The sequence below is a fragment of the Pseudolysinimonas sp. genome, from assembly GCF_057350545.1.
Genome location: NZ_JBMRCP010000079.1, coordinates 36,512 through 58,201 on the forward strand (window position 1 = coordinate 36,512; position 21,690 = coordinate 58,201).

The window sequence follows — 21,690 nt, forward strand, 5'->3', positions numbered from 1 at the left end:
GGAATCCCAACAAGAGAGGACACTCACATGACGAACCGACGCACGTTCGCACGCCGCGGCGCCGTGATCGGAGGTGCTCTGGGCCTCACGGTCGCCCTGGCCGGTTGCGCCGCCGGCGCCCCCGCCGACAACGACGGCGGGAACGGCGACGACAAGGGCACCATCACCCTCGGCTTCATCCCCAGCTGGACCGACGGTCTGAGCACCGCCTACCTGCTCGAGGACCAGCTCACCAAGCTCGGCTATACGGTCGAGATGGAGACGCTCACCGAGGCGGCGCCGCTGTACACCGGTCTCGCCAACGGCGACGTCGACATCTACCCGTCGGCCTGGCCCGAGGTCACGCACGCCGACTACATGACGGAGTACGGCGACGACATCGAAGACCTCGGCGCGTACTACGACAACGCGAAGCTCACCATCGCGGTGCCGTCGTACACCGACATCTCGTCGCTCGATGAGCTCGCCGGCAACGCCGACCGCTTCGGCGGTCGCATCATCGGCATCGAGCCGGGTGCGGGTCTCACCGGGATCACGCAGGACTCGATGATGCCCGCCTACGGGCTCGACGGCGAGTACGAGCTCGTCACCTCGTCGACCGCGGCGATGCTGACCGAGCTCGGCAACGCGATCGACGCCGGCGAGGACATCGTCGTCACCCTGTGGCGGCCGTTCTGGGCCAACTCGGCGTTCGACATCAAGGACCTCGAGGACCCGCAGGGTGCCATGGGTGACTCCGAGGCGCTCCACTTCCTCGGCACCGCCGGCTTCGCGGAGGAGTTCCCGGAGGCCGCGGAGCTGATCGCGAACATCAAGCTCGACGACGCGCAGTACGGCGCGCTCGAGGACCTCGTGGTCAACGAGTTCGGCGAGGGCAACGAGGCCGAGGCGATCGACGCCTGGCTCGAGGCGCACCCGGATGCTTTCGAGGGCATCCTGCTCGACTGAGCGCCACCACAGCACAAGGGCCGCCCGGAGGAATCCGGGCGGCCCTTGTGGCTTGCTCAGTCGCGCGTCAGGCGGCGATGGGTGGCGCGGTGCGGCGCGGCCGCCTCCGGTCCGAGACGCTCGATCTTGTTCGCCTCGTACGACTCGAAGTTGCCCTCGAACCAGTACCAGTTCGCCGGGTCCTCGTCGGTGCCCTCATAGGCGAGGATGTGCGTCGCGATCCGGTCGAGGAACCACCGGTCGTGGGTGATGACCACCGCGCAGCCGGGGAACTCGAGCAGGGCGTTCTCGAGGCTCGAGAGCGTCTCGATGTCGAGGTCGTTGGTGGGCTCGTCGAGGAGGAGCAGGTTGCCGCCCTCCTTGAGGGTGAGCGCGAGGTTGAGGCGGTTGCGCTCACCACCGGAGAGCACTCCGGCCTTCTTCTGCTGGTCGGGACCCTTGAAGCCGAACTTCGACACGTACGCGCGCGACGGGATCTCGACCTTGCCGACGGTGATGATGTCGAGCCCTTCTGAGACGACCTCCCACAGCGTCTTGTTCGGATCGATGTTGGCGCGGCTCTGGTCGACGTACGAGATCTTGACGGTGTCGCCGATCTTGAGCTCGCCGCCGTCGAGCGGCTCGAGGCCGACGATCGTCTTGAACAGCGTCGTCTTGCCGACACCATTGGGGCCGATGACGCCGACGATGCCGTTCGGCGGAAGCGTGAACGACAGTCCGTCGATGAGCTTGCCGCGCTTGTCGAAGCCCTTCTCGAGGTTCTTCGCCTCGATGACGACGTTGCCGAGCCGCGGTCCGGGCGGGATCGTGATCTCTTCGAAGTCGAGCTTCTTCGTGCGGTCGGCCTCGGCCGCCATTTCCTCGTAGCGAGCGAGGCGTGCCTTCGACTTGACCTGGCGACCCTTCGCGTTGGAGCGCACCCACTCGAGCTCCTCCTTGAGTCGCCTCGCGAGCTTGGCATCCTTCTTGCCCTGGATCTCGAGGCGCTCGCCCTTCTTCTCGAGGTAGGTCGAGTAGTTGCCCTCGTACGGGTAGAGGCGTCCGCGATCGACCTCGGCGATCCACTCCGCGACGTTGTCGAGGAAGTACCGGTCGTGGGTGATCGCGATCACGGCGCCCTTGTAGGAGCTGAGATGCTGCTCGAGCCAGAGCACGCTCTCGGCGTCGAGGTGGTTGGTCGGTTCGTCGAGCAGCAGGAGATCCGGCTTCTGCAGCAGGAGCTTCGCGAGCGCGACGCGCCGCTTCTCACCGCCCGAGAGCTGCGGGATGGCGGAGTCGCCCGGCGGGGTGCGGAGGGCATCCATCGCCTGCTCGAGCTGGGAGTCGAGGTCCCACGCGTCGGCGGCGTCGATCTCCTCCTGCAGCACGCCCATCTCGGCGAGCAGCGTGTCGAAGTCGGCGTCGGGTTCGGCCATCTGGGCCGAGATCTCGTTGAACCGGTCGAGCTTCGCCTTGATCGCGAGCCCTTCCTGGATGTTCTCGAGCACCGTCTTCGACTCGTCGAGCTCAGGCTCCTGCATGAGGATGCCGACGGTGTAGCCGCGCGTGAGCTTCGCCTCGCCGTTCGAGGGCTGGTCGAGTCCCGCCATGATCTTGTGGTTCGTCGACTTACCCGCGCCGTTGGGGCCGAGCATGCCGATCTTCGCGCCGGGGATGAACGCCATCGTGACGTCGTCCAGGATGAGCTTCTCGCCGACCGCTTTGCGGGCGCGCACCATCGAGTAGATGTATTCGGCCATGACTCCAGCTTAGGAGCGTGCGCGCGTCGTGCTCGACGGCGACGGATGCCGCGCGGAAGGGCTACCAGTCGATGAGGCGGGTCTGCCCGACGAGGCAGCGGCCGGTGGCGAGCAGCGGCGCGGTCGTCGACTGGTAGCCGACGTTGCCGTACTGGCCGATGAGGCATCCGCCGTTGAGGCGCACGGCGAACTGGATGTTGTCCGCCGTGCCGTTGATCGCGGTCACGTCGTTCGTGACCTCCATGTCGGTCTTCGCGAAGCCCGCGGCCACGAGGTTGTCGATGAACGCCCGGCCGTCGAGCGCGCCCCCTGCCGCGACGAGCTCGGCGTTGACCGCGTCGAAGTACTCGAGGTTGTCGCCGGCCGTGCCCTCGAGGTCGAGCTCGGGCTCGGTGGGCTCGACCGGCCCCGAGGTCGGCTCCGTCGTGGGCTCGGGAGTCGGCTCGGGAGCATCGACACAGCCCGCGAGCAGGAGAGCGGCGAGCGCCGCGATGACGCCGGCGCCGACGATCCGGTTGCGCATGCCAAGAACTCCCCGTCCGACCCGTCGGATCCGGGTCGGCACGAGTCTACGGGCGGCGCGACGTGCGCAGGGTCTGCCCAGGCCGCCGGACTAGCGTGGAGCGACGGCGCGAAGGGCGCCGACCGGACGAGGGCACCCAGTACCCGGACAGACACGACTGGCCCGAAGGGTTCGGTCATGTCCTGGATCATCCTCATCTTGTCCGGCGTGCTCGAGGCGGTGTGGGCCACCGCGCTCGGCAAGAGCGAGGGCTTCACGAAGCTGTGGCCGTCCGTCGTGTTCGGCGTCGGCCTCGTGCTCAGCATGGGCGGGCTGGCCTTCGCGATGCGCGACATCCCGACCGGCACGGCCTACGCGGTGTGGGTCGGGATCGGCGCCGCGCTCACCGTCGTGTACGCGATGTTCAGCGGTGCCGAGGCGGTGACCGTGGCGAAGGTGCTGCTCATCCTGGGGCTCGTCGCGTGCGTCGTCGGGCTCAAGGTCGTGAGCGACGTCGAGCACTGAGCCGCAGGTCAGCCTCGGAAGATCGAAGCGGAATCGGCCACGGTGCTGACGACCCTCGGGGTCGATCGATCCCGTTCGGTCAGAACGGCACGGGCAACTCGCTCGGGCGCTTCGCCCGCGCTTCGGCGAGGTCGTCGACCGAGGCGCCGACCTCGGGCTCCGGCGCGTCGGGGCCGTCGGGAACCGCCTCCGCGGCGGCCGCGCTCTCCGCGGTGTCGGGCGTCGAGGTGGCGGCGGGCGTGCGGGTGAACTCCGACGTACCGAAGGTGAGGTCGTGGCCGAGCGCGTCGGCGTCCACCTCGATCGACGTGCCCGACTTCTCGTCGGTCTGCCAGTCGCGGATGCGGAGCCGTCCGGTCACGATCACCCGCTGACCCTTGAGGATCGAGCCGATCGCGTGGGCGGCGAGGTTGCGGAAGGCGGTGACGGTGTACCAGTTGGTATCGGCGTCTTCCCACTTCTGCTCGACGCGGTTGAAGCGTCGCTGGGTCGAGGCGAGGCGGAACGAGGTGATCTGCAGGTTCTCGCTCGTGACGATGTGCTTCGGCGCCGTGGCGACGATGCCGGTCAGGGTGATGGTGTCGGACATCCGAGGTCTCCTTGTCGTGGGTGGACTCGGATGCCGGGCCGACCCGTGCCGTGAGGCGACGCCGGCATCCGAGAACCCCACTGTGACGACGGCGCGCACGCACGACGACGCCCGGCTCACGATCTGCGGATCGTGGCCGGGCGTCGGCGTATGGGGAGGACGGCGGCGTCCTCCGGGGATCAGTGCTCGCGGATCAGTGTTCGCGGAACTCGGGCCGGTCGCTGCCGGCCGGGAGTGTCGCGATGAGGGCGCTCTTCGCGACCTCGAGCGACGGGTACTCGCGCTCCTCTGAACTGTCGAGCAGGCGAACGAGGAATCCTGAGTCGGTGCGGTGGATGGAGCCCAGGGCTCCCGCGGGCCCGAAGGCCACCCAGCGCTGCCCCGACATGGTCGTGTTCTCGGACATGACCCCGACGCTAGCTCTGCAGACGGGCTCGCGGTGCGGGTTGACAGGAGGCACTCAGGAGCGCTCGCGCGGATCGCGGACGGCGGACGTTCGCTCCTGCGAACATCCGAGAGACCGTCGCATTGCGGCAGGCGACCGCATGCGTCAGGTTGGCTGAGGAAAGGTGCCTGACGGTTCGGGGGAACCGTCGGACCTCGCTCCCAGCGCGAGGCCCAGCGCCACGGTCGGCTCCGCGAACAGGATGTGAACGGGGCCGACCTCTCTTCGGGGGTCGCAGGACACAGACTCGACGAGGAGTGGAGAATGCTCGCATGAGCACCCCGGTGCACGCTCGCGCCGCGTGGGCGTCGCTCTCTCGAAGCCTCACCGGACCGACGTCGATCAACCTGGCCGGCTGGCTCGGCACCCTCGTTCCCGCGACCGTGCTGGTGATCGTGCAGGAAGCGACCACGCCGTTCGCGTCGTTCCTGTTCGTGCTGGCCTCCGCGCTCGTGCAACAGGCGCTCGACGGCCTCCTCGCTGTGGCCGCCCTCGCAACCCAACGCATGTTTCCCCGCACGAATCGCCTGCTCATCCGCTTCCTGCTGTGGACGGGGATCGGCGTCGGCCGGGGGCTGATCGGAGGAGCATGGGCGGCGGCGTTCGCCGACGTGTCGCCGGACTTCGGGTACCGGATCGCATTCTGGCTGCTCGTCACCTGGGCGTGGATGCCCACGCTCGGCTACACGCTCGCACAGCTCGACGTCCGCCGTGAGCTGCTCGGACGACGCGACGCCGAGCAGCGCGCCCTCATCGAAGCGGAAGCGCGCGACGACGCACGGCAGGGGGGCCTGCGAGCTCAGCTGCTCGACGCCTTGCGCGCCGGGGTCGCACCCGCGGTGGAGGAGGTACGGGTGCGGCTGCTGCGGCTGGGCTCGAGTCTCGACGCCGCGGCCACGCGAGAGATCGGCGCCCGGATCACGGGGATCGTCGAGGAGACGGCGCGCATCGTCCACGGTCCACGACGGCACGGGTCGGGCAGCGTCACCGAGCCCCAGCCGCGCGTCTCGCTGTGGGCGGCGATCGCCGTGAGCCAGCAGCGACCGTTCCGGGTGGCGGGAGTCATGACCGTCGGGATGGCGACCCTCCTGCTTCCCAGCGCTCTGCACGTCGGGGGTCCGGTCGCCGCGATCCCGGTCGCCGCGGGGATCGCGGCCAGCGTCGCCGTGGTGTCGGTCGGCTCGCTCGTCGAGCAGCGCGTGACCCTGCGGTCGCTGACGAGCCAACTCCTCGCCTTCGTGCTCCGGGTGACCTCCGCGGGCGCCCTGGGCGCGGTGACGACGCTCGTCCTCGGCGACCTGGTCGACGCCGAGGTCGCCATCGCCGCTGCGCTGTTCCCCGTCGTCGCGGGCCTCGCCGCCGCGATCGTCCCGACGATCATCGGCCTCCGCCGCGCCAACGAGGCCGTGCGGGTGCAGATCACCCGCCTCCGAACCGAACGCCGCCACCTGGAGGCGCGCGGCGAGACCGACGAGCAGCGCGTGCGGTCGCACGTCGCGCAACTGCTGCACGGTCCGATCCAGGGCCGCCTCAGCGCGTGCGCCATGGCGCTCAGCTTCCACGCCGCGGCGGAGCCTCGGCCCGATGCCGAACGCACCGCCTTCATCACGGCCTCGGTGCTCGACCACCTCGAGGCCGTCGCGCGCGACCTGGAAGCGCTCGCCGTGAGCGGCGACCTGCGAGAGGCCCGCCCCGGAGAGGGGGGTGGCGCACCCGAGGGTCGCGGCTAGACTCACGCGCATGGTCGAGCGGCCTGGCCCGAATCGAATCGCTCTCGTCACCGACGACGATGGTCTCGTTCGTCGCGTCGTCGGAATGGCGCTCGAATCCGACGGTTGGACGGTCGTCGAGGCCGCAGATGCCGAAGCCGAGCGGGACGCGCTCGCCCGGATGTCCGTCGAACTCTGCGTGATGGATCGCCACCTCCCCGGGCAGGCTCTCGAGGCGCGGCTCGCCGACGTCGCACTCCTGCGTCCGAGGGCGGCGGTCGTCGTGTTGAGCGGTGACCCCGAGACGGTCGTCTCCGGGGCGGTCCAGCTCGTCAAGCCGGTCGAACTCGAGGCGTTTCAGCGAGGCGTGGAGCGCGCCGTGGGCATAGCCCGTACGAGCGCATGATCGAGCCCGCTCGCCTCGACGCGGTCGCTGCGAGCGGGCTGTTCTCCGCGAACAGCGATGCGATCTACCAACTCGACCTCGCGGGCCGGTTCACGACCGCGAACGAGTCGCTCTGCGCCCTCACCGGGTACGACCTGGCGGAGTTGACGACCCTCGGGTTCCGCGACGTCATCGACCCGAGCGACCTCCGGCGGGTCGAGGAGCACTTCGACGCGGTCCTGCGCGGGGAACGGCGTCGTTACCAGACCCGGGTCGTCGCCAAGGACGGTCGCACCTTCTCCGCCGACGTCACCAAGTTCCCCGTTCGAGACGCCTCGGGCGCCGTGACCACGATCCTCGGAGTCGCGCGCGACCTCGGACCGCTCCGGGATGCGCTGGCCGAAAGCGATCGCGTGACGACGCTGCTGCGCATCGCGAGCCGCCTCAGTCGCCTCGCGGGGTGGTCGCTCGAGGTGGACGGTGCGCAGTTCTCCTGGTCGCCCGAGTTGTACGGCCTCCTCGACGCGACCCCGGCCGACGGGTCTCCGGAAGAGCTCAGCCGCCGACTCGTCGACCCCACCGACCTCGCGCGCCTCGAGGCCGCGATCGAGGCGTCCACGCGATCGGGCCACCCTGTCGAGCTGCTCCTCTCGGCTCGAACCCTTGCCGCTCGCGACGTGGTGATCCAGGTCATCGGCGAGGCCGTGCGCGACGAGCACGGCGCGGTGGTGCGCATCCACGGCGGCTTCATCGACATCAGCAGCGCCGTCGCCGAGCAGGAGGAACGACTGCGGGCCGAGAAGAGGTTGCGCTCGACCCTCGACCAGATGCCCGACGGCATCGTCTTCCTCGACCGCGAGTGGCGACTCACGTTCCTCAATAGAGCAGCCACCGCCACGTCGGGTGTCAAGGCGTCCGAGGCGGAGGCGCGCACGGTCTGGGAGCTCTTTCCCGAGATCACGGACAACGAGGTCGGGGAGCTGTACCGCGCCGTCATGGCCGACGGCGAGCCCGGAACCGTTCGCACCTACTCCGAGCGATTCGGGATCTGGCTGGAGATCTCGGTCGCGCCGACCGACGACGGCATCGCCGCGGTGCTCCGGGACGTGACGGGTGACCAGCAGCGGCGCGACCGTATCGCCGAGTACACGCGTGAGCTCGAATGGCAGGCCGGGCTCATCGAAGCGACGAGCGACGCGATGATCGTCTGCTCCGCAGACGGCACGGTCGAGTCCTGGAACACCGGCGCGGAGCAGCTCTACGGCTGGTCCCGGAGCGAGGCAATCGGTCACTCCCTACTCGAACTCGTCGGCGACGAAGTCCCCGACTCGCTGCGCCGCTCGATGCGAACCCGGGGCCGCTGGTCAGGTGAGCTGGCGACCCGTCATCGCGACGGACGCGCCCTCGTCGTCGAGTCGAGACTCCAGACCCTGCGGGGCGATGCGGAGGCCATCCGTGTCATCCGTGTCGACCTGGACATCACCGCGCAGTTCGCGGCCCGCCAAGCGGCGCGCGTTCTCGAGCTGCGGCTGCAGACCACGCTCAACCAGATCCGCGACGGTGTCGTCTTCTTCGACCACGACTGGCGCATCACCTTCGTCAACGACGCCGGCGAGCGCTTCATGCAGAAGCCGCGCACGGAGACACTCGGCGAGGTGCTGTGGGAGCTGTACCCAGGTCTCGACGAGACCGATTTCGGTGGGGCCTACCGGCGCGCCATGGACGCGCGCGTGGTGTCGAACGCCCACGACTTCTACCCGGAGCTCGGGACCTGGTTCGACATCACCGCCTACCCGACCGACGAGGGCGTGATGGTCTACTTCCAGGACGTCAGCGAGCGCGAGAGCGCACGAGCCGAGCTCGAGGAGCAGAACCGCCGCCTCGGCTTGCAGCGCCGTCTGCTCGACGCGGCGCGTGACGCCATGCTCGTGCGCGACCTCGACCACGTCATCAGCTATTGGAACCGCGCCGCCGAGGACCTGTACGGCTGGACCGCGGACGAGGTCATCGGACGATCGGTGGTCGACACGGTCTACTCCGACCGCGCCCCGTACGAGGCCGCCCACGCCCACGTGCTGCGCGACGGATACTGGACAGGCGAGCTGCGGCAAGTGCGGCGCGATGGGACGCCTCTGATCGTGGAGTGCCGGTGGCAGCTCATCGTCGACGATCACGGCGTGCCTACCGGGGTGTTCGCGGTCAACGCCGATGTGACGGAGACCCGCCGCCAACAGGAGCAGAGCGTCCGGGCGCAGCGGATGGAGAGCCTCGGCACCCTCGCGGGCGGCATCGCCCACGACCTCAACAACGTGCTGACCCCCATCCTCATGTCGGTGCAGCTTCTGCGCACCGGCGAGACCGACCCCGCACGGCTCTCGCTGCTCGACACGATGAATGCCGCGGTCAAACGGGGCGCGGACATGATCAGGCAGGTGCTCTCGTTCGCTCGCGGCATCGACGGCGAACGTGCTGTTCTGCACGTCGAGGACCTCGTCGACGACCTCGTCGCGTTCTGCCGCGACACTCTGCCGAAGTCCGTCGTCGCCGACGCGAAGGTGGACGGCGAGCTCTGGCCGATCGTCGGCGACCACACCCAGCTGTTGCAGGTGCTCATGAACTTCGTCACCAACGCGCGCGACGCGATGCCCGACGGCGGCACCATCTCCATCCGTGCGCGCAACATGCACCTGGCCGAGGAATACCGCGCGGTCACGAGCCTCGCGCCGCCGGGACGGTACGTCACCATCGACGTCGAGGACCACGGCACGGGGATGGATTCCAACACCATGTCGAAACTGTTCGAGCCCTTCTTCACCACGAAGCCTCAGGGCGAGGGCACCGGACTCGGCCTGCCGACGTCGATGGCGATCGCGCGCAGCCACGGCGGCTACATCCAGGTGTACAGCGAGCCCGACAAGGGTTCGCGATTCCAACTGCACGTCCCCGCATCCGACATCGCCCCCTCGGCCCCTGCGCCCGAGGAGTCGGCCGGCCAGGTGCCGCGCGGCGTCGGCGAGCGCATCCTCGTCGTCGACGATGAGGCGGCGATCCGACAGATCGTGCGGCAGACGCTCGTCGCGTACGGCTACGTGACAGTCGAAGCGAGCAACGGCCGGGAGGCCATCGATCTCATCGAGTCGGGCGGCGAACCCATCGACCTCGTCCTCACCGACATGATGATGCCGGTCATGGACGGTGCTGCCACCGCGAAGTACCTGGTCGAGCATCATCCGGACATCCGAGTGGTCGCCGCGAGCGGTCTCAATGCGAACGGTGGCGTCGTACGGACGCGCGAACTCGGGGTCGCTCACTTCATCGCGAAACCATTCACGACCGATGCCCTCCTCCGCACACTCCGGGAGGCATTGGATGACCACTGAGCAGCCCGGGGCGGGCCTGACCGTGGTCGTCGCCGAGGACGACTCGTTCACCCGCTCCCTCGTCGGCGACGGCCTGCGCGCCGAGGGATTCGAGGTGCGCACAGCTGCCGAGCCTGACGCGGCGTGGGACCTGCTGGCCGCTGCCGACGTGCACGCCCTGATCAGCGACCTCGACTTCGGCGACGGCGTCTCGGGCGCCCCGCTGCTCCGACGGGTGGCCGCGGAGCAGCCGTGGATCGCGCTCGTCGTGCTCACCTCGCACATCTCGCCCGAGCTCGCCGTCAGCGACGCCGACGCTCTGCCCGACGACCTCGTCTACCTCGTCAAGTCGCGGCTGCGCCACGTGGGTGACATCACCTCCGCCGTGCACGAGGCTCTCACCGGTCGCCGCGCGGGGGACGAGGGCACGTCGCCCACCACCGGCCCCGACACCGTCGCCATCACGCCCGCCCAGGCGGAGATGCTGCGGATGCTCGCCGGAGGCATGACGACCCGCGCGATCGCGGAGCACCGCGGCACGTCGGTGCGCGCCGCCGAGACGATGATCGCGCGGCTCTATGCGGCGCTCGGCCTGCACGACGACACCTCCAACCCGCGGGTCGCGGCGCTGCGGCTCTGGCAGCAGGGCCGGGTGCGCGTGCGCTGAGACTCGCGTTCGCTCTACCGAACATCGCGGGGCTGCCTCGATTGCGGCGCGGAGCGCGGCGGAGGATGCTGAATCCAGGCGAAATGCGTCGGCGATTCGGGGGACTCGCCGGATCCGAACCGAGGGGATGACGGATCCAGCGCATGGGCCCGACCGCAGTCGGGGGACCGTGGTCGGGCCCACGCCGGGCCGCCGCAACGGCCCGATTCTCGAGGCGACAGGGCCCCGAGCGGAGGAGGACGGCATGCGATCAGGAATCGACCTCACCGGCATCCGCGTGCTGGTCGTCGACGACGACGACGACGTGGTCGCCATCTGCCGACTCGCGCTCGGCACCCGGGGCGCCGACACGGTCGGTGCCTGCGACGCCGAGGAGGCTCGCGGTCGGCTCGACACCACCGACATCGACGTGGTCGTCACCGACCTCGTCATGCCCGGCGTGACGGGCCGACGCTTCCTCGACTGGATCGCGCAGACGCATCCCGCCACGCCCGTCGTCGTCATGTCGGGGGTCCCCGATCAGGTGCAGGCCGCCGCGTCACGCCCGAACGTGCGGGCCGTTCTCGACAAGCCCTTCGACGCCTCGGCTCTCCTCGAGGCAGTCTCCACGGCCAGCGCCGCGACCGTCCCCTGAGCCCTACAACGCGAGCACGTACTCCGCGTACGACTTGCGCACCTTGTTGACCTTCGGCAGGGCGACGGCGAGGCAGTAGCCCTGGGTGGGGTTCTTGGCGAAGAAGTCCTGGTGGTACTCCTCGGCGTCGTGCCAGTCTCCGAGGGGCTCGAGGGTCGTGACGATCCCGCCGTCCCAGTATTCGGCGGCGCGCTCGAGCGACGCCTCGTAGCGGGCCTTCTCCTCGTCGGAGGTGTAGAACATCGCCGAACGGTACTGCGTGCCGACGTCGTTGCCCTGCCGATTGAGCTGGCGCGGGTCGTGGAGGGTGAAGAACACGTCGAGGATGACGGACTCGGGGATGACGGTCTCGTCGAAGACGACCTTGACCGCCTCGGCGTGGCCCGTGCGGCCGGTACAGACCGCCTCGTACGACGGGTTCGCCGTCTCGCCCCCGGTGTAACCCGAGACGACGTCGTGCACGCCCTTGAGGGTGCGGTAGACGGCGTCGAGACACCAGAAGCAGCCGCCGGCGAGAACGAAAGTGCGCATGGGGAGGACCCTACTTTCTGCGGCTCGGAGTTCGGAGTGAACTGCGCCGCCGCACGGGATGCAACCCACGAGACGTCGGGAAAGTTCCTAGGCTGAGCGGGTGCCCTCCCCCCTCATCCAGCCGTACTCCGCCGCCGCCGACCGCTACGAGCGGATGAGCTATGCCCGCACCGGGCGATCGGGGCTGCTGCTCCCCGAGATCTCGCTCGGCCTCTGGAACAACTTCGGCGACGACAGGCCGCTCAGCACGCAGCGCGCCATCCTGCGCCACGCGTTCGACCTCGGGGTCACGCACTTCGACATCGCCAACAACTACGGTCCGCCCGCGGGCAGTGCCGAGAAGAACTTCGGCCGCATCTTCGCCGAAGACTTCCGACCCCACCGCGACGAACTCATCGTCTCGAGCAAGGCCGGCTACGACATGTTCGGCGGCCCGTACGGCGAGTGGGGATCACGCAAGCACCTCCTCGCGTCGCTCGACGCCTCGCTCGCCCGCACCGGACTCGACTACTTCGACATCTTCTACTCGCACCGCCCCGACCCCGAGACGCCGATCGAGGAGACGATGGGCGCGCTCGCCCACGCGGTGCGCAGCGGCAAGGCGCTCTACGCGGGCGTCTCGAACTACTCCCCCGAGCAGACCCGCGCCGCCGCAGCCGCCCTCGCCGCGGAGGGGGTGCCGCTGCTCATCCACCAGCCGCGGTACAACATGTTCGACCGGCACATCGAGCACGGCCTGTTCCCGGTGCTCGACGAGGTGGGCGCGGGCAGCATCGTGTTCTCCCCGCTCGCTCAGGGCATGCTGACCGACCGCTACCTCGACGGCATCCCGTCGGATTCGCGCGCCGCCGAAGGTCGCTGGATCAGCGAGAAGAACATCTCCGACGACTATCTCCGGCACGCCCGGGCCCTCGAGGCGATCGCGAAGGAGCGCGGGCAGTCGCTCGCGCAGCTCGCCCTCACCTGGGTGCTGCGGCACGCGCAGGTGACGAGTGCGCTCATCGGGGCGTCGAGCGTCGCGCAACTCGAGGCGAGCCTCGGCGCGCTCGAGGCGCCCGCACTCACCGCCGACGAGCTCGCGGCGATCGAGCCGCACGCCGTCGACGGCCTCGGTCGCTGACCCGCGCGTGGGCTATCTCTACGCGCTGATCGGCGCGCTGCTCTTCGGCGCCAATGGGAGCCTCATGAAGCTCCTCATCGAAGGCGGGCTGACGGCGACGCAGCTCACGCAGTTCCGCACGCTCGGAGCCGCCGTGATCGCGGGCGTCATCCTGCTGCTCACCGACCGGAAGGCGTTCCTCCTCTCGCCCCGGATGCTCGCCGTGATGGCCGTGCTCGGCATCGCCGGCGTCGCCGTGCTGCAGGCGGGCTACGCCGCCGCGATCGCGCTGCTACCGGTCGGGATCGCACTCCTGCTCGAGTACCTGGCCGTGCTGTTCGTCGCCCTCGTCGCGTTCTTCGTGTTCCGGGAGCGCGTCAAGCCACGGCTGTGGGTCGCCATCGGGCTCGTCCTGCTCGGGCTCGTCGCGGTCGCGCGACCCTGGGAGGCACGGCTCGATCCGTTCGGCGTCGTCATGGCGCTCATCGCCGCGGTGAGCCTGACCATCTACTTCGTCGTCGGCGAGCGCCAGGTGGCCCGCACGTCGCCGCTCGCGGTCGCGTTCTGGACGACGCTCTTCGCCGCAGCGTTCTGGGCGTTCTTCAGCGGCTGGTGGGAGCTCGACACCGCGACCTTCGCCGCGCCGGTCGAGCTCGGCGGACAGTGGGGCGAGTGGATGCTGCCGCTCGCGATCCCGCTCGTCGCCACGGTCGTCGTCGGGTCGTTCCTTCCGTTCTGGTTGTCCTTCACGGCGCTCAAGCACCTCACCGCGACGGCGGCGGGCGTCGTCGACTCGTCGGAGGTCGTGTTCGCCTTCGCGGTCGCCTGGGTGTGGCTCGGCGAATCGCTCGACACGTTCGGACTGGTGGGCGCCGCGGTCGTCCTCGCGGGGATCCTGCTCGCGCAGACCGCTCGCGCGACGAAGACCGTGGTCGATGCGGAGCTCGTTCTCCCGGCCGTGCCGAGTGTCGGTGGTCGAACGTAGCTTCGAGATGTGAACCTCCCCGCGACTGCTCTCGATGTGCGCACGCCGGGCGTGCGCGTCGTGCCGCTCGCCAGCGGCAAGTGGCGCGTCGTCGGGCTGACCGGCGCGCTCCTCGGGCACCTCGAGACCGACGCGGACGGCGAGTTCCGGGCGATGCGGTTCAGTGTGCGCGAGCGCGGGTTCCGCACGCTGGGTCGGTTCCGCACGGCGACGGATGCCGCCGACGCGCTGCGTTTCGGGTGAGCATTCCCCTCACCCGGGGTTAGGGTCCGGGCATGAACTGGTGGAACGACCTGGTCGACTGGATCACCTCCGACGACGGCTGGCGCCTCCTGTCGGGAGCGATCATCCCGTTCGTCGCGATCGTGCTGGCCGGCATCATCGCCGCCGCCATCGGACGCTCCGGCATCAAACGCCTCGTCGCTCAGCGCGACTTCGAGACGCGCGTCGCGGCGGTCGCCGCCCTTGTGAGCGCGGGTCAGAACGCCGCCCGCTGGCACAGCCAGGGGCCGGAGGCGCGCGAGCACGCGCAACAGGTCGCGACGGAGGCGCACGTCGCGGCGCGGCTCCTCCCCGTTCCGGGCGCCGACCTCGCCGCCGACTGGGCGGCGCATCAACTCGAGGCGATGCGCGTCAACTCGGTCAACTTCGGGCTGACCTCGGATGCCACCCTCGGCGAATACCAGAACCGTCTCGTCGAGTGGGTACGGCATCCGCGTCGGGCGAAGCAGCTCTTCGGCTCCGACCTCGACCGCTGGGACTACGAGAACGTCCCCGTGGAGGAGCTGCAGAAGCCCGCCCCGACGACCTAACGGTCGATCGAGACGATCTCCGCGCTCCACGGGCAGAAGTCGGGCGAGGTGACGGTCTCGTCCTCGACGTAGGACGGGAGGCCGTCGCACACCTCGATCGTGATCTCGGCGAACTCGAGCGTCGCGGGGTCGATGTGCCACGACCACGGGGCGTTGGGCCCGGGATCGTCACGCACGACGCGGCCGAGCGGGATCGACGCGACCTCCTCACCTGCGAGCAGGGCCTCGGCGTGGGCGACGAGCTCGGGCGTCGCGAGCTCGATCTTGTACTGCTCGCCGACGACGTCGAACGTCGCGACCGGATTCCCCTGGGGCCCGCACCCGGCGAGGGCGAGCGAGGCGACGACGGCGACGAGCGCGGCCCGGGCGACGGTCCTCGTGTTCACGTCCCCCTGGAGAGATTCGAACTCCCGACCAGCCGGGTAGAAACCGGATGCTCTATCCACTGAGCTACAGGGGGCCGCCGCCAGTCTAGGGAGCCCCGCGCCGGTGAACGAGTGCGGGCGTCCGGTGAACTCTCCGTGACGTCTCGGCGCTGGGGCTCGCGACACGCACCACGGCATCCCGAGCCCCTCCACACTGGTGCCGTGACGGACGCTACGACCCCGCGCTGGACACGTTTCGCCGCCCTCGGAGACTCGATCACCGAAGGATGGTGCGATCCCGTCCTCGGCGACGGGGAGCCGTGGTTCGGCTGGGCCGACCGGCTCGCGCTCGAGCTCGATCGCCGGCAACGGGCGGCGGGCGGCCCGCGGCTCGAGTTCGCCAACCTCGCCGTACGCGGCCGTCGGGTGCGCCACGTCGTCGCCGACCAGATCCCCGCCGCGATCGCGATGCGGGCCGACCTCGTCTCGGTGCTCGTCGGCGGCAACGACCTGTCGGCGCTGCGCCCCGATCCGGATGCCCTCGCCGCCGAGCTCGACACCGGTGTCGCGCAACTCGCCGCGTGTGGGGCGACCGTGCTGCTCGCCACGGCCTACGACCCCGGATTCTCCCCCTACCTGCGCATGCTCCGCGGTCGCGCGGCCGCCTTCAGCGCGCACATGTACGCGATCGCCGCGCGGCACGGCTGCCTCGTGCTCGACCTCTGGACGATCCCGGGGCTCGCCGACCGCGGGATGTGGTCGGAGGACCGGCTGCATCCCTCCACCCGCGGCCACCTCGCCCTGCTCGACGCGGCCTGCCGAGCGCTCGACATCCCCGCCCCTCCGTCGCACACCGAGCCTCCGCCGAGCCCGCGCCTGCCGACGGCGGTGTGGTTCCGACGCCACGCGCTGCCGTGGCTCGTGCGCCGGGTGCGCCAGGTGTCGAGTGGGGACGGCCGAGGCCCGAAGCAGCCTCATCCGGCTCCGGTCACCGCTCTCTCGCCGGTCGGGCAGCCTGCGCCGGACAGAGTGGGCGCCCCGAACTAGACTCGCGGGGTGGCAGCGAACACCGACCGTCTCGTCTGGATCGACTGCGAGATGACCGGCCTCGACCTCGCGGTCGACGAGCTCGTCGAGGTGGCGGTGATCATCACCGGCTACGACCTCGTGCCGGTCGACCCCGGACTCCAGATCGTCATCAAGGCCGATCAACCCGTGCTCGACCAGATGAACGACATCGTCCGCACGATGCACACGACGAGCGGGCTGCTCGACGAGATCCCGAACGGCGTCAGTCTCGCCGACGCGGAGTACCAGATCAACGAGTACATCCTGCGCTTCGTACCCGAGCCGCAGACCGCGCCGCTCGCCGGTAACACGATCGGCACCGACCGCGCGTTCCTCGCGAAGTACATGCCGCGCGTCGACGCGCACCTGCACTACCGCAGCGTCGATGTCTCGAGCATCAAGGAGCTCGCCCGCCGCTGGTTCCCGCGCGTGTACTTCCAGGCGCCGGCGAAGAACGGCGGGCACCGGGCACTCGCCGACATCCTCGAGTCGATCCGCGAGCTCGACTACTACCGGCGCGCTCTCTTCATCGCCGAGCCCGGTCCGAGTTCCGAGCAGGCGCAGTCGGCCGCCACCGCCACGGTGGAGGCATGGCGCTCCTGGGTGCCGTAAGATCATCGGGTCGCATATGCGACGCATGGCGGTCGTAGCTCAGTTGGTAGAGCGCTGGCTTGTGGTGCCGGATGTCGCGGGTTCAAGTCCCGTCGGTCGCCCCATGTTGTCGGAGTCGGCAGCTCCCGTGCTCAGCACGGGGGCTCCGACACCCGATGTCGTCGAGCAGACGGGCACCGTCGTCTCACCCGACATCCCCTGGGTCACGATCGTCTGGAACGATCCGGTGAACCTCATGTCGTACGTCTCGCACGTCTTCCGCACCTACTTCGGCTTCGCGAAACCCGAGGCCGAGCGACTCATGATGCTCGTGCACGAGGAGGGTCGCGCCGTCGTCGCGACCGGCCCACGCGAGGAGATGGAACGCCACACCGAGGCGATGCACGAGTACGGCCTGTGGGCGACGGTCTCGAAGGCGAGCGACGGATGAGGGTCTCGCGCCGCGACACGATGATCGTGCTCGAGTTCGCCGACGGCGAGGCGGGTGTGCTGCGCTCACTCGTCGACCAGTACCTCGAGGTCGTCAGCGGCACGCCGGGCGACGACCCCGCGCACGTGCGGCTCTTCCCCGCCGCCTACCGCGACGACGAGGCGGCGTCCGACGAGTTCAGCCGCTACACGCGGGCAGGGCTGGTCGACCGCAAGGCTGCGAACGCCGCCCAGGTGTCTCTCGCGCTCGACGAAGAGACCGTGCGGCTCCCACCGTCGGACGCCGAGCGCTGGTTGCCGCTCCTCACCGACCTGCGTCTCGTCATCGCGGACCGCCTCGGCATCCGGTCGGACGACGACGAGATCCCCGACACCCCCGCCGGCGAGGTGTACACGTGGCTCGGGCACCTGCAGGAGTCGCTCGTCGTGCTGTTGGAGGACCCGTGACCCTGTCGCTCACCGCGGAGGAGTTCGAGAAGCTCGTGATCGAGGAGCTCGACGAGCTGCCCGACGAGATGGTCGACGGGCTCGAGAACGTCGTCTTCGTCACCGAAGACCGCCCGGCCGACGGGTCGATGGACCTCTTCGGACTCTACGAAGGCGTCGCGCTGACCGAGCGCGACCGCTACGGGTTCGGCGAGCTGCCCGATCGCATCGTGCTCTACCGCGAGCCGCTGCTCGAAGCCTGTGCCGACCTCGACGAGCTGCGCGACGAGGTGCACATCACGCTCGTGCATGAGATCGCCCACTTCTACGGCATCGACGACGAGCAGCTGCACGAGCTCGGCTGGGGCTGAGCTCGAGACGTGTCAACCTATCCCCCGGGGTGACGCGTCGATACGGTGAAGCATCGATCGGGAGGAACCCCATGCAGCGTCGACTCGTCATCACCACCGGGCTCGCAGCCGCGACCTTGCTCACGCTCCTCGGATGCTCGGCCGGCACAGGAGGGACGGGTGGCACCGGGACCGGCGACGACACGGGCGACGGCTCGACCGGAGGTGAGCTCGCCGGTGGCGGGGCGACGGCCGAGTGCATGATCGGCGACTGGGATCTCGACGAGCTCGCGGTCGCCCGGGCGCTCGGCGAGCAGATGGAGTCCTCCGGCGCGGAGGTCATCGCGACCGACGCCTCGGGTGCGGTCGGACTCACCGTCACGCCCGACCGGATGGCGTGGACCTCGGATGTCACCTACTCGGTGACGATCCAGGCCGATGAGGAGCTGGTGCTGCAGACCCTCCAGCTGCAGTCGGGGTTCGCGTCGGGAGGTTGGACGCTCGAGTCCGACGACTGGGCGACGTTCTCCGGCTGGGAGTCCGACATCGTCGTCACCACCACGAGCGTCATCAACGGAGTCGAGTCGCCACCCTCGAGCGCCGACATCCCGGAGAGCAGCGACGGTGTGCCCCTCCTCGTGACGTGCGACGGAGCGCTCATGTCGACGCAGCCCGAAGGCAGCCCGATCATGAGCGTCTGGACGCGCCAGTAACCCCTGGGCTAGGCGGTCGCCGACGCGTCGGCGCGGAACGCGACCTGGCCCGTACGGCCGTCCATGAGGGCGTCGGCGAGCGCATCGGGCCGCTCGCGCAGGAAGAAGTGCTGCTCCTGCGCGGCCCAGCGGTCCCAGTGGTCGAGGTACCCGTCGCCGTCGCGCGCGAGGGCGCGACGCTTGCGCTCCGCCTGATCGAGTCGGATCCAGATGCCGAACGTCGCGAGAGCACGGTTGGCGCGGCTCATCGCGCCCGACCCTTCGACGACGATGTGACGTACGGGGTCGAGTTCGACCCGCTCGGCGGCGGCCATCCGCTCCCAGTCCCAGCGCGTGTACCCGGGCGCGGTGGCATCCAACACGCCCTTCACCATCGCGCTGCCGACCTCGAGCCCACCCCAGCCGGGGTAGAACAGGTCGAGCGGCACGTGCTGGGCGTCGAGCGCCTCGGCGAGCTGGGTCGCGAGGGTCGTCTTGCCCGACCCGGAGTGCCCGTCGATGAGCACGACGAGTCGCGTGATGCCGCGGTCGGCGGCGACGGCACGGATGCGGGTCGCCAGAACCTCGCTCGTGCGCGGAGGTGCCCCGGCCGTCATGGGTTTCACAGTATCCGCCGGGTGCTCGCGTACCCCAGACCCGCGATCGGGTGTCGCGATCACCGATCGACGAGCCGACCGTGTTCGAGCACGCCGATGCGGTCGGCGATGACGCGCGCCTCGTCGTGGTCGTGGGTGACGAGGATCGCCGTCGTTCCGGCGGCGCGCAGGATGTCGTGCAGCTCCCCCGCGAGGCGCTCGCGCAGTTCGCGGTCGAGCGACGAGAGCGGCTCGTCGAGCAGCAGGAGTCGCGGCGAGGCGGCGAGCGACCGGGCGAGGGCGACGCGCTGCTGCTCCCCGCCGGAGAGCTCGGTCACGCGACGCATCTCGAAGCCGGCGAGCCCGACGAGCTCGAGCAGCTCCCCGACCCTCTCCCCCTTCGGTGGTCGAGTAGCGGTGCTCTCCCCCTTCGGTGGTCGAGTAGCGGTGCTCTCCCCCTTCGGTGGTCGAGTAGCGGTGCTCTCCCCCTTCGGTGGTCGAGTAGCGGCGGAGCCGCGTGTCGAGACCCCCGTTCCCGAGACCCGCAACCCGTAGCCGACATTCCCCGCGACGTCGAGATGCGGGAACAGCTGCCCGTCCTGGAACATCAGCCCGAACCCGCGCCGATGCGGCGGCACCCGCACGACCGACTCGCCATCCCAGAGGATGTCGCCCGTGCACGGCTCGAGTCCCGCGATAGCCCGCAGCAGCGTCGACTTGCCGCTTCCCGATGCACCGAGCAGGGCGTACACCTCACCCGTCGCGACGCTCAGGCTGACGTCATCCACCGCCGTCGTCGCCCCGAAGCGCACCGTGGCGTTCCGTGTCTCGAGTCCCATCAGAATGCTCCCGCCGTCGTCACCCGCAGTCGCTCGACGAGTGCCACGACCGCGACGCACACCGCCGCGAGCACGACCGACGCCGCCGTCGCCATCCCGGCATTGTCGCCCCCGGGCAGCCCGATCAGGCGGTAGATGACGACCGGGAGCGTCGCCGCGTCGGGCCGCGACAGGAACGTCGTCGCGCCGAACTCGCCGAGCGCGACGGTGAACGCGAGTCCCGTCGCCGCGAGGGTCGCGCGCGCGGCGACGCCGAGGTCGATCGTGAGCAGCACGCGCGCCGGCGAGGCCCCGAGCATCGCGGCGGCCTCGCGCATCCGACCCCCGATGCTGCGCAGCACCGGCAGCAGGGTGCGCACGACGAGCGGCACGGCGACGAGCGCCTGCGCGATCGGCACGAGCACGGGGCTCGTGCGCAGGTCGAGCGGCGGGGTGTTGAGGGTGATGAGGAACCCGAAGCCGACGGTGACCGCCGACACCCCGAGCGGCAGCATGAGGGCGCCGTCGAGCAGCTCGAGTCCGCGGCGGGCGCCCGGGGAACGCGGGCTGCGCGAGAGCAGGAGGGATGCCGTCAACCCGACGAGCATCGCGAGGCCCGTCGCGGCGGCGGCGAACCCGAGGGAGTTGCCGAGCGCTTCCCACGGGGTCACGGCGAGGGCGTTGCGGCTGCCGGTGCTCGCGAGGGCGACGTAGTTCGCGACACTCCACTCCCCCGCGACGCGCAGCGACCGTTCGACGAGGGCGCCGAGCGGCACGACGAGCGCGAGGGCGACACCGATCGCGACGGCGACCACGGGGATGTCGGTGCGCCGGGGTGCGCGGGCGGCGAACGTGCGGCCCTGCGCGTGAGCGCGACGTTGCACCGCGCCCGTCGCCGCGAGCAGCGCCACGACCACGACGAGCTGCGCGATGCTCAGCACACTCGCCGCACGGAGGTCGAGGAACTGCGTCGTGAGCAGCCAGATCTCGGTCTCGATCGTCGCGTACTTCGCCCCACCGAGCACGAGCACGGTGCCGAAGGCGGTGGAGCAGAACAGGAAGACGACGGATGCCGCGGCCGCGATGCTCGGAGCAAGCCGCCGCAGGGTGATGGTCGCGAACACGCGCACCGGCCCTGCACCGAGCATCCTGGCCGCCTCCTCCTGCCTGCCGTCGAGGCTCTCCCACGACACGGCGACGGTGCGCGCGACGACGGCGATGTTGAAGAACACGAGCGCGGCGAGGATCGCCACGACGGTGCCGTCGAGCGGGGTGCCGCGCAGCAGCGCCCGGAACGCGATGCCGACGACGACGGTCGGCAGCACGAACGGCACGAGCACCGCCGCGCGCAGCACCCCCTTGCCGCGGAACCGCAGCCTCGCGAGCACGTAGGCGACCGGCATCC

General features: G+C 70.0%; 26 protein-coding genes and 2 tRNA genes. 18 read left to right on the top strand and 10 right to left on the bottom strand.

What is annotated here, in order from left to right:
- The first annotated feature begins 27 nt into the window (after nt 1-27).
- Complete coding sequence (locus ACO1X9_RS11405) at nt 28-948, top strand: glycine betaine ABC transporter substrate-binding protein (RefSeq protein ID WP_486350958.1); 921 nt, start codon at nt 28-30, stop codon at nt 946-948.
- A gap of 56 nt (nt 949-1,004) precedes the next feature.
- On the opposite strand, the gene ettA is transcribed toward ACO1X9_RS11405, so the two are convergent.
- Together ettA and ACO1X9_RS11415 are read right to left on the bottom strand one after the other, a co-directional pair.
- On the bottom strand, nt 1,005-2,687 hold the full coding sequence (gene ettA / locus ACO1X9_RS11410; protein ID WP_486350959.1) for an energy-dependent translational throttle protein EttA: 1,683 nt from the start codon (nt 2,685-2,687) through the stop codon (nt 1,005-1,007).
- Between the two features lie 61 nt (nt 2,688-2,748).
- On the bottom strand, nt 2,749-3,210 hold the full coding sequence (locus ACO1X9_RS11415; RefSeq protein ID WP_486350960.1) for a DUF6993 domain-containing protein: 462 nt from the start codon (nt 3,208-3,210) through the stop codon (nt 2,749-2,751).
- A gap of 177 nt (nt 3,211-3,387) precedes the next feature.
- Here ACO1X9_RS11415 and ACO1X9_RS11420 point away from each other — a divergent pair, with 177 nt between their 5' ends.
- Nucleotides 3,388-3,714 carry a DMT family transporter gene (locus ACO1X9_RS11420; protein ID WP_486350961.1) on the top strand — a complete coding sequence of 109 codons (327 nt, stop codon included), beginning with the start codon at nt 3,388-3,390 and terminating at the stop codon, nt 3,712-3,714.
- A 79-nt stretch (nt 3,715-3,793) separates the two neighbouring features.
- Here the strand turns inward: ACO1X9_RS11420 and ACO1X9_RS11425 are convergent, their stop codons facing one another.
- Nucleotides 3,794-4,303, bottom strand: a complete 510-nt coding sequence (locus tag ACO1X9_RS11425) for a single-stranded DNA-binding protein (RefSeq protein ID WP_486350962.1) — start codon at nt 4,301-4,303, stop codon at nt 3,794-3,796.
- A 193-nt stretch (nt 4,304-4,496) separates the two neighbouring features.
- Nucleotides 4,497-4,709, bottom strand: a complete 213-nt coding sequence (locus ACO1X9_RS11430) for a methyltransferase (protein WP_486350963.1) — start codon at nt 4,707-4,709, stop codon at nt 4,497-4,499.
- 311 nt (nt 4,710-5,020) lie between these two features.
- On the opposite strand from ACO1X9_RS11430, the gene ACO1X9_RS11435 reads away from it, so the two are divergent.
- From ACO1X9_RS11435 to ACO1X9_RS11455, 5 genes are all read left to right on the top strand, one after another.
- Nucleotides 5,021-6,478 carry a hypothetical protein gene (locus ACO1X9_RS11435; protein WP_486350964.1) on the top strand — a complete coding sequence of 486 codons (1,458 nt, stop codon included), beginning with the start codon at nt 5,021-5,023 and terminating at the stop codon, nt 6,476-6,478.
- A 10-nt stretch (nt 6,479-6,488) separates the two neighbouring features.
- The gene (locus tag ACO1X9_RS11440) at nt 6,489-6,863 is read left to right on the top strand and encodes a hypothetical protein (protein ID WP_486350965.1); all 375 of its coding nucleotides are present in this window, start codon (nt 6,489-6,491) and stop codon (nt 6,861-6,863) included.
- A complete protein-coding gene (locus tag ACO1X9_RS11445) occupies nt 6,860-10,222 on the top strand; it encodes a PAS domain-containing hybrid sensor histidine kinase/response regulator (protein WP_486350966.1) in 3,363 nt (1,120 codons plus the stop codon). Before ACO1X9_RS11440 ends, ACO1X9_RS11445 begins: the two co-directional genes overlap by 4 nt.
- On the top strand, nt 10,212-10,868 hold the full coding sequence (locus ACO1X9_RS11450) for a response regulator (protein ID WP_486350967.1): 657 nt from the start codon (nt 10,212-10,214) through the stop codon (nt 10,866-10,868). Before ACO1X9_RS11445 ends, ACO1X9_RS11450 begins: the two co-directional genes overlap by 11 nt.
- A gap of 244 nt (nt 10,869-11,112) precedes the next feature.
- Nucleotides 11,113-11,502 (top strand): response regulator, encoded by a 390-nt coding sequence (locus ACO1X9_RS11455; protein ID WP_486350968.1) that lies wholly within the window; start codon nt 11,113-11,115, stop codon nt 11,500-11,502.
- 3 nt (nt 11,503-11,505) lie between these two features.
- On the opposite strand, the gene msrA is transcribed toward ACO1X9_RS11455, so the two are convergent.
- Nucleotides 11,506-12,033 carry a peptide-methionine (S)-S-oxide reductase MsrA gene (msrA, locus tag ACO1X9_RS11460; RefSeq protein ID WP_486350969.1) on the bottom strand — a complete coding sequence of 176 codons (528 nt, stop codon included), beginning with the start codon at nt 12,031-12,033 and terminating at the stop codon, nt 11,506-11,508.
- A 154-nt stretch (nt 12,034-12,187) separates the two neighbouring features.
- Here msrA and ACO1X9_RS11465 point away from each other — a divergent pair, with 154 nt between their 5' ends.
- Genes ACO1X9_RS11465 through ACO1X9_RS11480 form a run of 4 tightly spaced genes read left to right on the top strand, consistent with a single transcriptional unit; the run spans nt 12,188 to nt 14,929 of the window.
- Entirely contained in the window at nt 12,188-13,153 is a 966-nt protein-coding gene (locus ACO1X9_RS11465; protein ID WP_486350983.1) for an aldo/keto reductase, read from the top strand.
- Between the two features lie 7 nt (nt 13,154-13,160).
- Entirely contained in the window at nt 13,161-14,117 is a 957-nt protein-coding gene (locus tag ACO1X9_RS11470) for a DMT family transporter (RefSeq protein WP_486350970.1), read from the top strand.
- A 9-nt stretch (nt 14,118-14,126) separates the two neighbouring features.
- The gene (locus ACO1X9_RS11475; protein ID WP_486350971.1) at nt 14,127-14,360 is read left to right on the top strand and encodes a hypothetical protein; all 234 of its coding nucleotides are present in this window, start codon (nt 14,127-14,129) and stop codon (nt 14,358-14,360) included.
- A gap of 32 nt (nt 14,361-14,392) precedes the next feature.
- Nucleotides 14,393-14,929: a hypothetical protein gene (locus ACO1X9_RS11480; RefSeq protein WP_486350972.1), complete on the top strand. Its 537-nt coding sequence runs from the start codon at nt 14,393-14,395 to the stop codon at nt 14,927-14,929.
- Here ACO1X9_RS11480 and ACO1X9_RS11485 read toward each other — a convergent pair.
- On the bottom strand, nt 14,926-15,315 hold the full coding sequence (locus tag ACO1X9_RS11485) for a BP74-related protein (RefSeq protein ID WP_486350973.1): 390 nt from the start codon (nt 15,313-15,315) through the stop codon (nt 14,926-14,928). The two genes, ACO1X9_RS11480 and ACO1X9_RS11485, sit on opposite strands and share 4 nt — an antisense overlap.
- A 1-nt stretch (nt 15,316) precedes the next feature.
- Nucleotides 15,317-15,389, bottom strand: a tRNA-Arg gene (locus ACO1X9_RS11490).
- 127 nt (nt 15,390-15,516) lie between these two features.
- Here ACO1X9_RS11490 and ACO1X9_RS11495 point away from each other — a divergent pair.
- The 7 genes from ACO1X9_RS11495 (at nt 15,517) to ACO1X9_RS11525 (ending at nt 18,892) form a co-directional block, all read left to right on the top strand.
- A complete protein-coding gene (locus ACO1X9_RS11495) occupies nt 15,517-16,341 on the top strand; it encodes an SGNH/GDSL hydrolase family protein (RefSeq protein ID WP_486350974.1) in 825 nt (274 codons plus the stop codon).
- A gap of 9 nt (nt 16,342-16,350) precedes the next feature.
- Nucleotides 16,351-16,974, top strand: a complete 624-nt coding sequence (gene orn, locus ACO1X9_RS11500) for an oligoribonuclease (RefSeq protein WP_486350975.1) — start codon at nt 16,351-16,353, stop codon at nt 16,972-16,974.
- A gap of 28 nt (nt 16,975-17,002) precedes the next feature.
- Nucleotides 17,003-17,078: transfer RNA gene (locus ACO1X9_RS11505), tRNA-His, on the top strand.
- Between the two features lie 23 nt (nt 17,079-17,101).
- The gene (gene clpS, locus ACO1X9_RS11510) at nt 17,102-17,404 is read left to right on the top strand and encodes an ATP-dependent Clp protease adapter ClpS (RefSeq protein WP_486350976.1); all 303 of its coding nucleotides are present in this window, start codon (nt 17,102-17,104) and stop codon (nt 17,402-17,404) included.
- Nucleotides 17,401-17,850, top strand: a complete 450-nt coding sequence (locus tag ACO1X9_RS11515; RefSeq protein WP_486350977.1) for a DUF2017 family protein — start codon at nt 17,401-17,403, stop codon at nt 17,848-17,850. The genes clpS and ACO1X9_RS11515 overlap by 4 nt, the downstream gene beginning before the upstream one ends.
- Nucleotides 17,851-17,918: 68 nt before the next feature.
- Nucleotides 17,919-18,200 (top strand): metallopeptidase family protein, encoded by a 282-nt coding sequence (locus tag ACO1X9_RS11520; protein ID WP_486350984.1) that lies wholly within the window; start codon nt 17,919-17,921, stop codon nt 18,198-18,200.
- A gap of 71 nt (nt 18,201-18,271) precedes the next feature.
- Nucleotides 18,272-18,892, top strand: a complete 621-nt coding sequence (locus ACO1X9_RS11525; protein ID WP_486350978.1) for a hypothetical protein — start codon at nt 18,272-18,274, stop codon at nt 18,890-18,892.
- An 8-nt stretch (nt 18,893-18,900) separates the two neighbouring features.
- On the opposite strand, the gene ACO1X9_RS11530 is transcribed toward ACO1X9_RS11525, so the two are convergent.
- The 3 genes from ACO1X9_RS11530 to ACO1X9_RS11540 form a co-directional block, all read right to left on the bottom strand.
- Nucleotides 18,901-19,488, bottom strand: a complete 588-nt coding sequence (locus tag ACO1X9_RS11530; protein ID WP_486350979.1) for a nucleoside/nucleotide kinase family protein — start codon at nt 19,486-19,488, stop codon at nt 18,901-18,903.
- Nucleotides 19,489-19,547: 59 nt separating this feature from the next.
- Entirely contained in the window at nt 19,548-20,306 is a 759-nt protein-coding gene (locus ACO1X9_RS11535; RefSeq protein WP_486350980.1) for an ABC transporter ATP-binding protein, read from the bottom strand.
- Nucleotides 20,306-21,690: ABC transporter permease (locus ACO1X9_RS11540; protein WP_486350981.1), on the bottom strand; the 1,385-nt coding region annotated here is incomplete at its 5' end. The genes ACO1X9_RS11540 and ACO1X9_RS11535, both read right to left, overlap by 1 nt.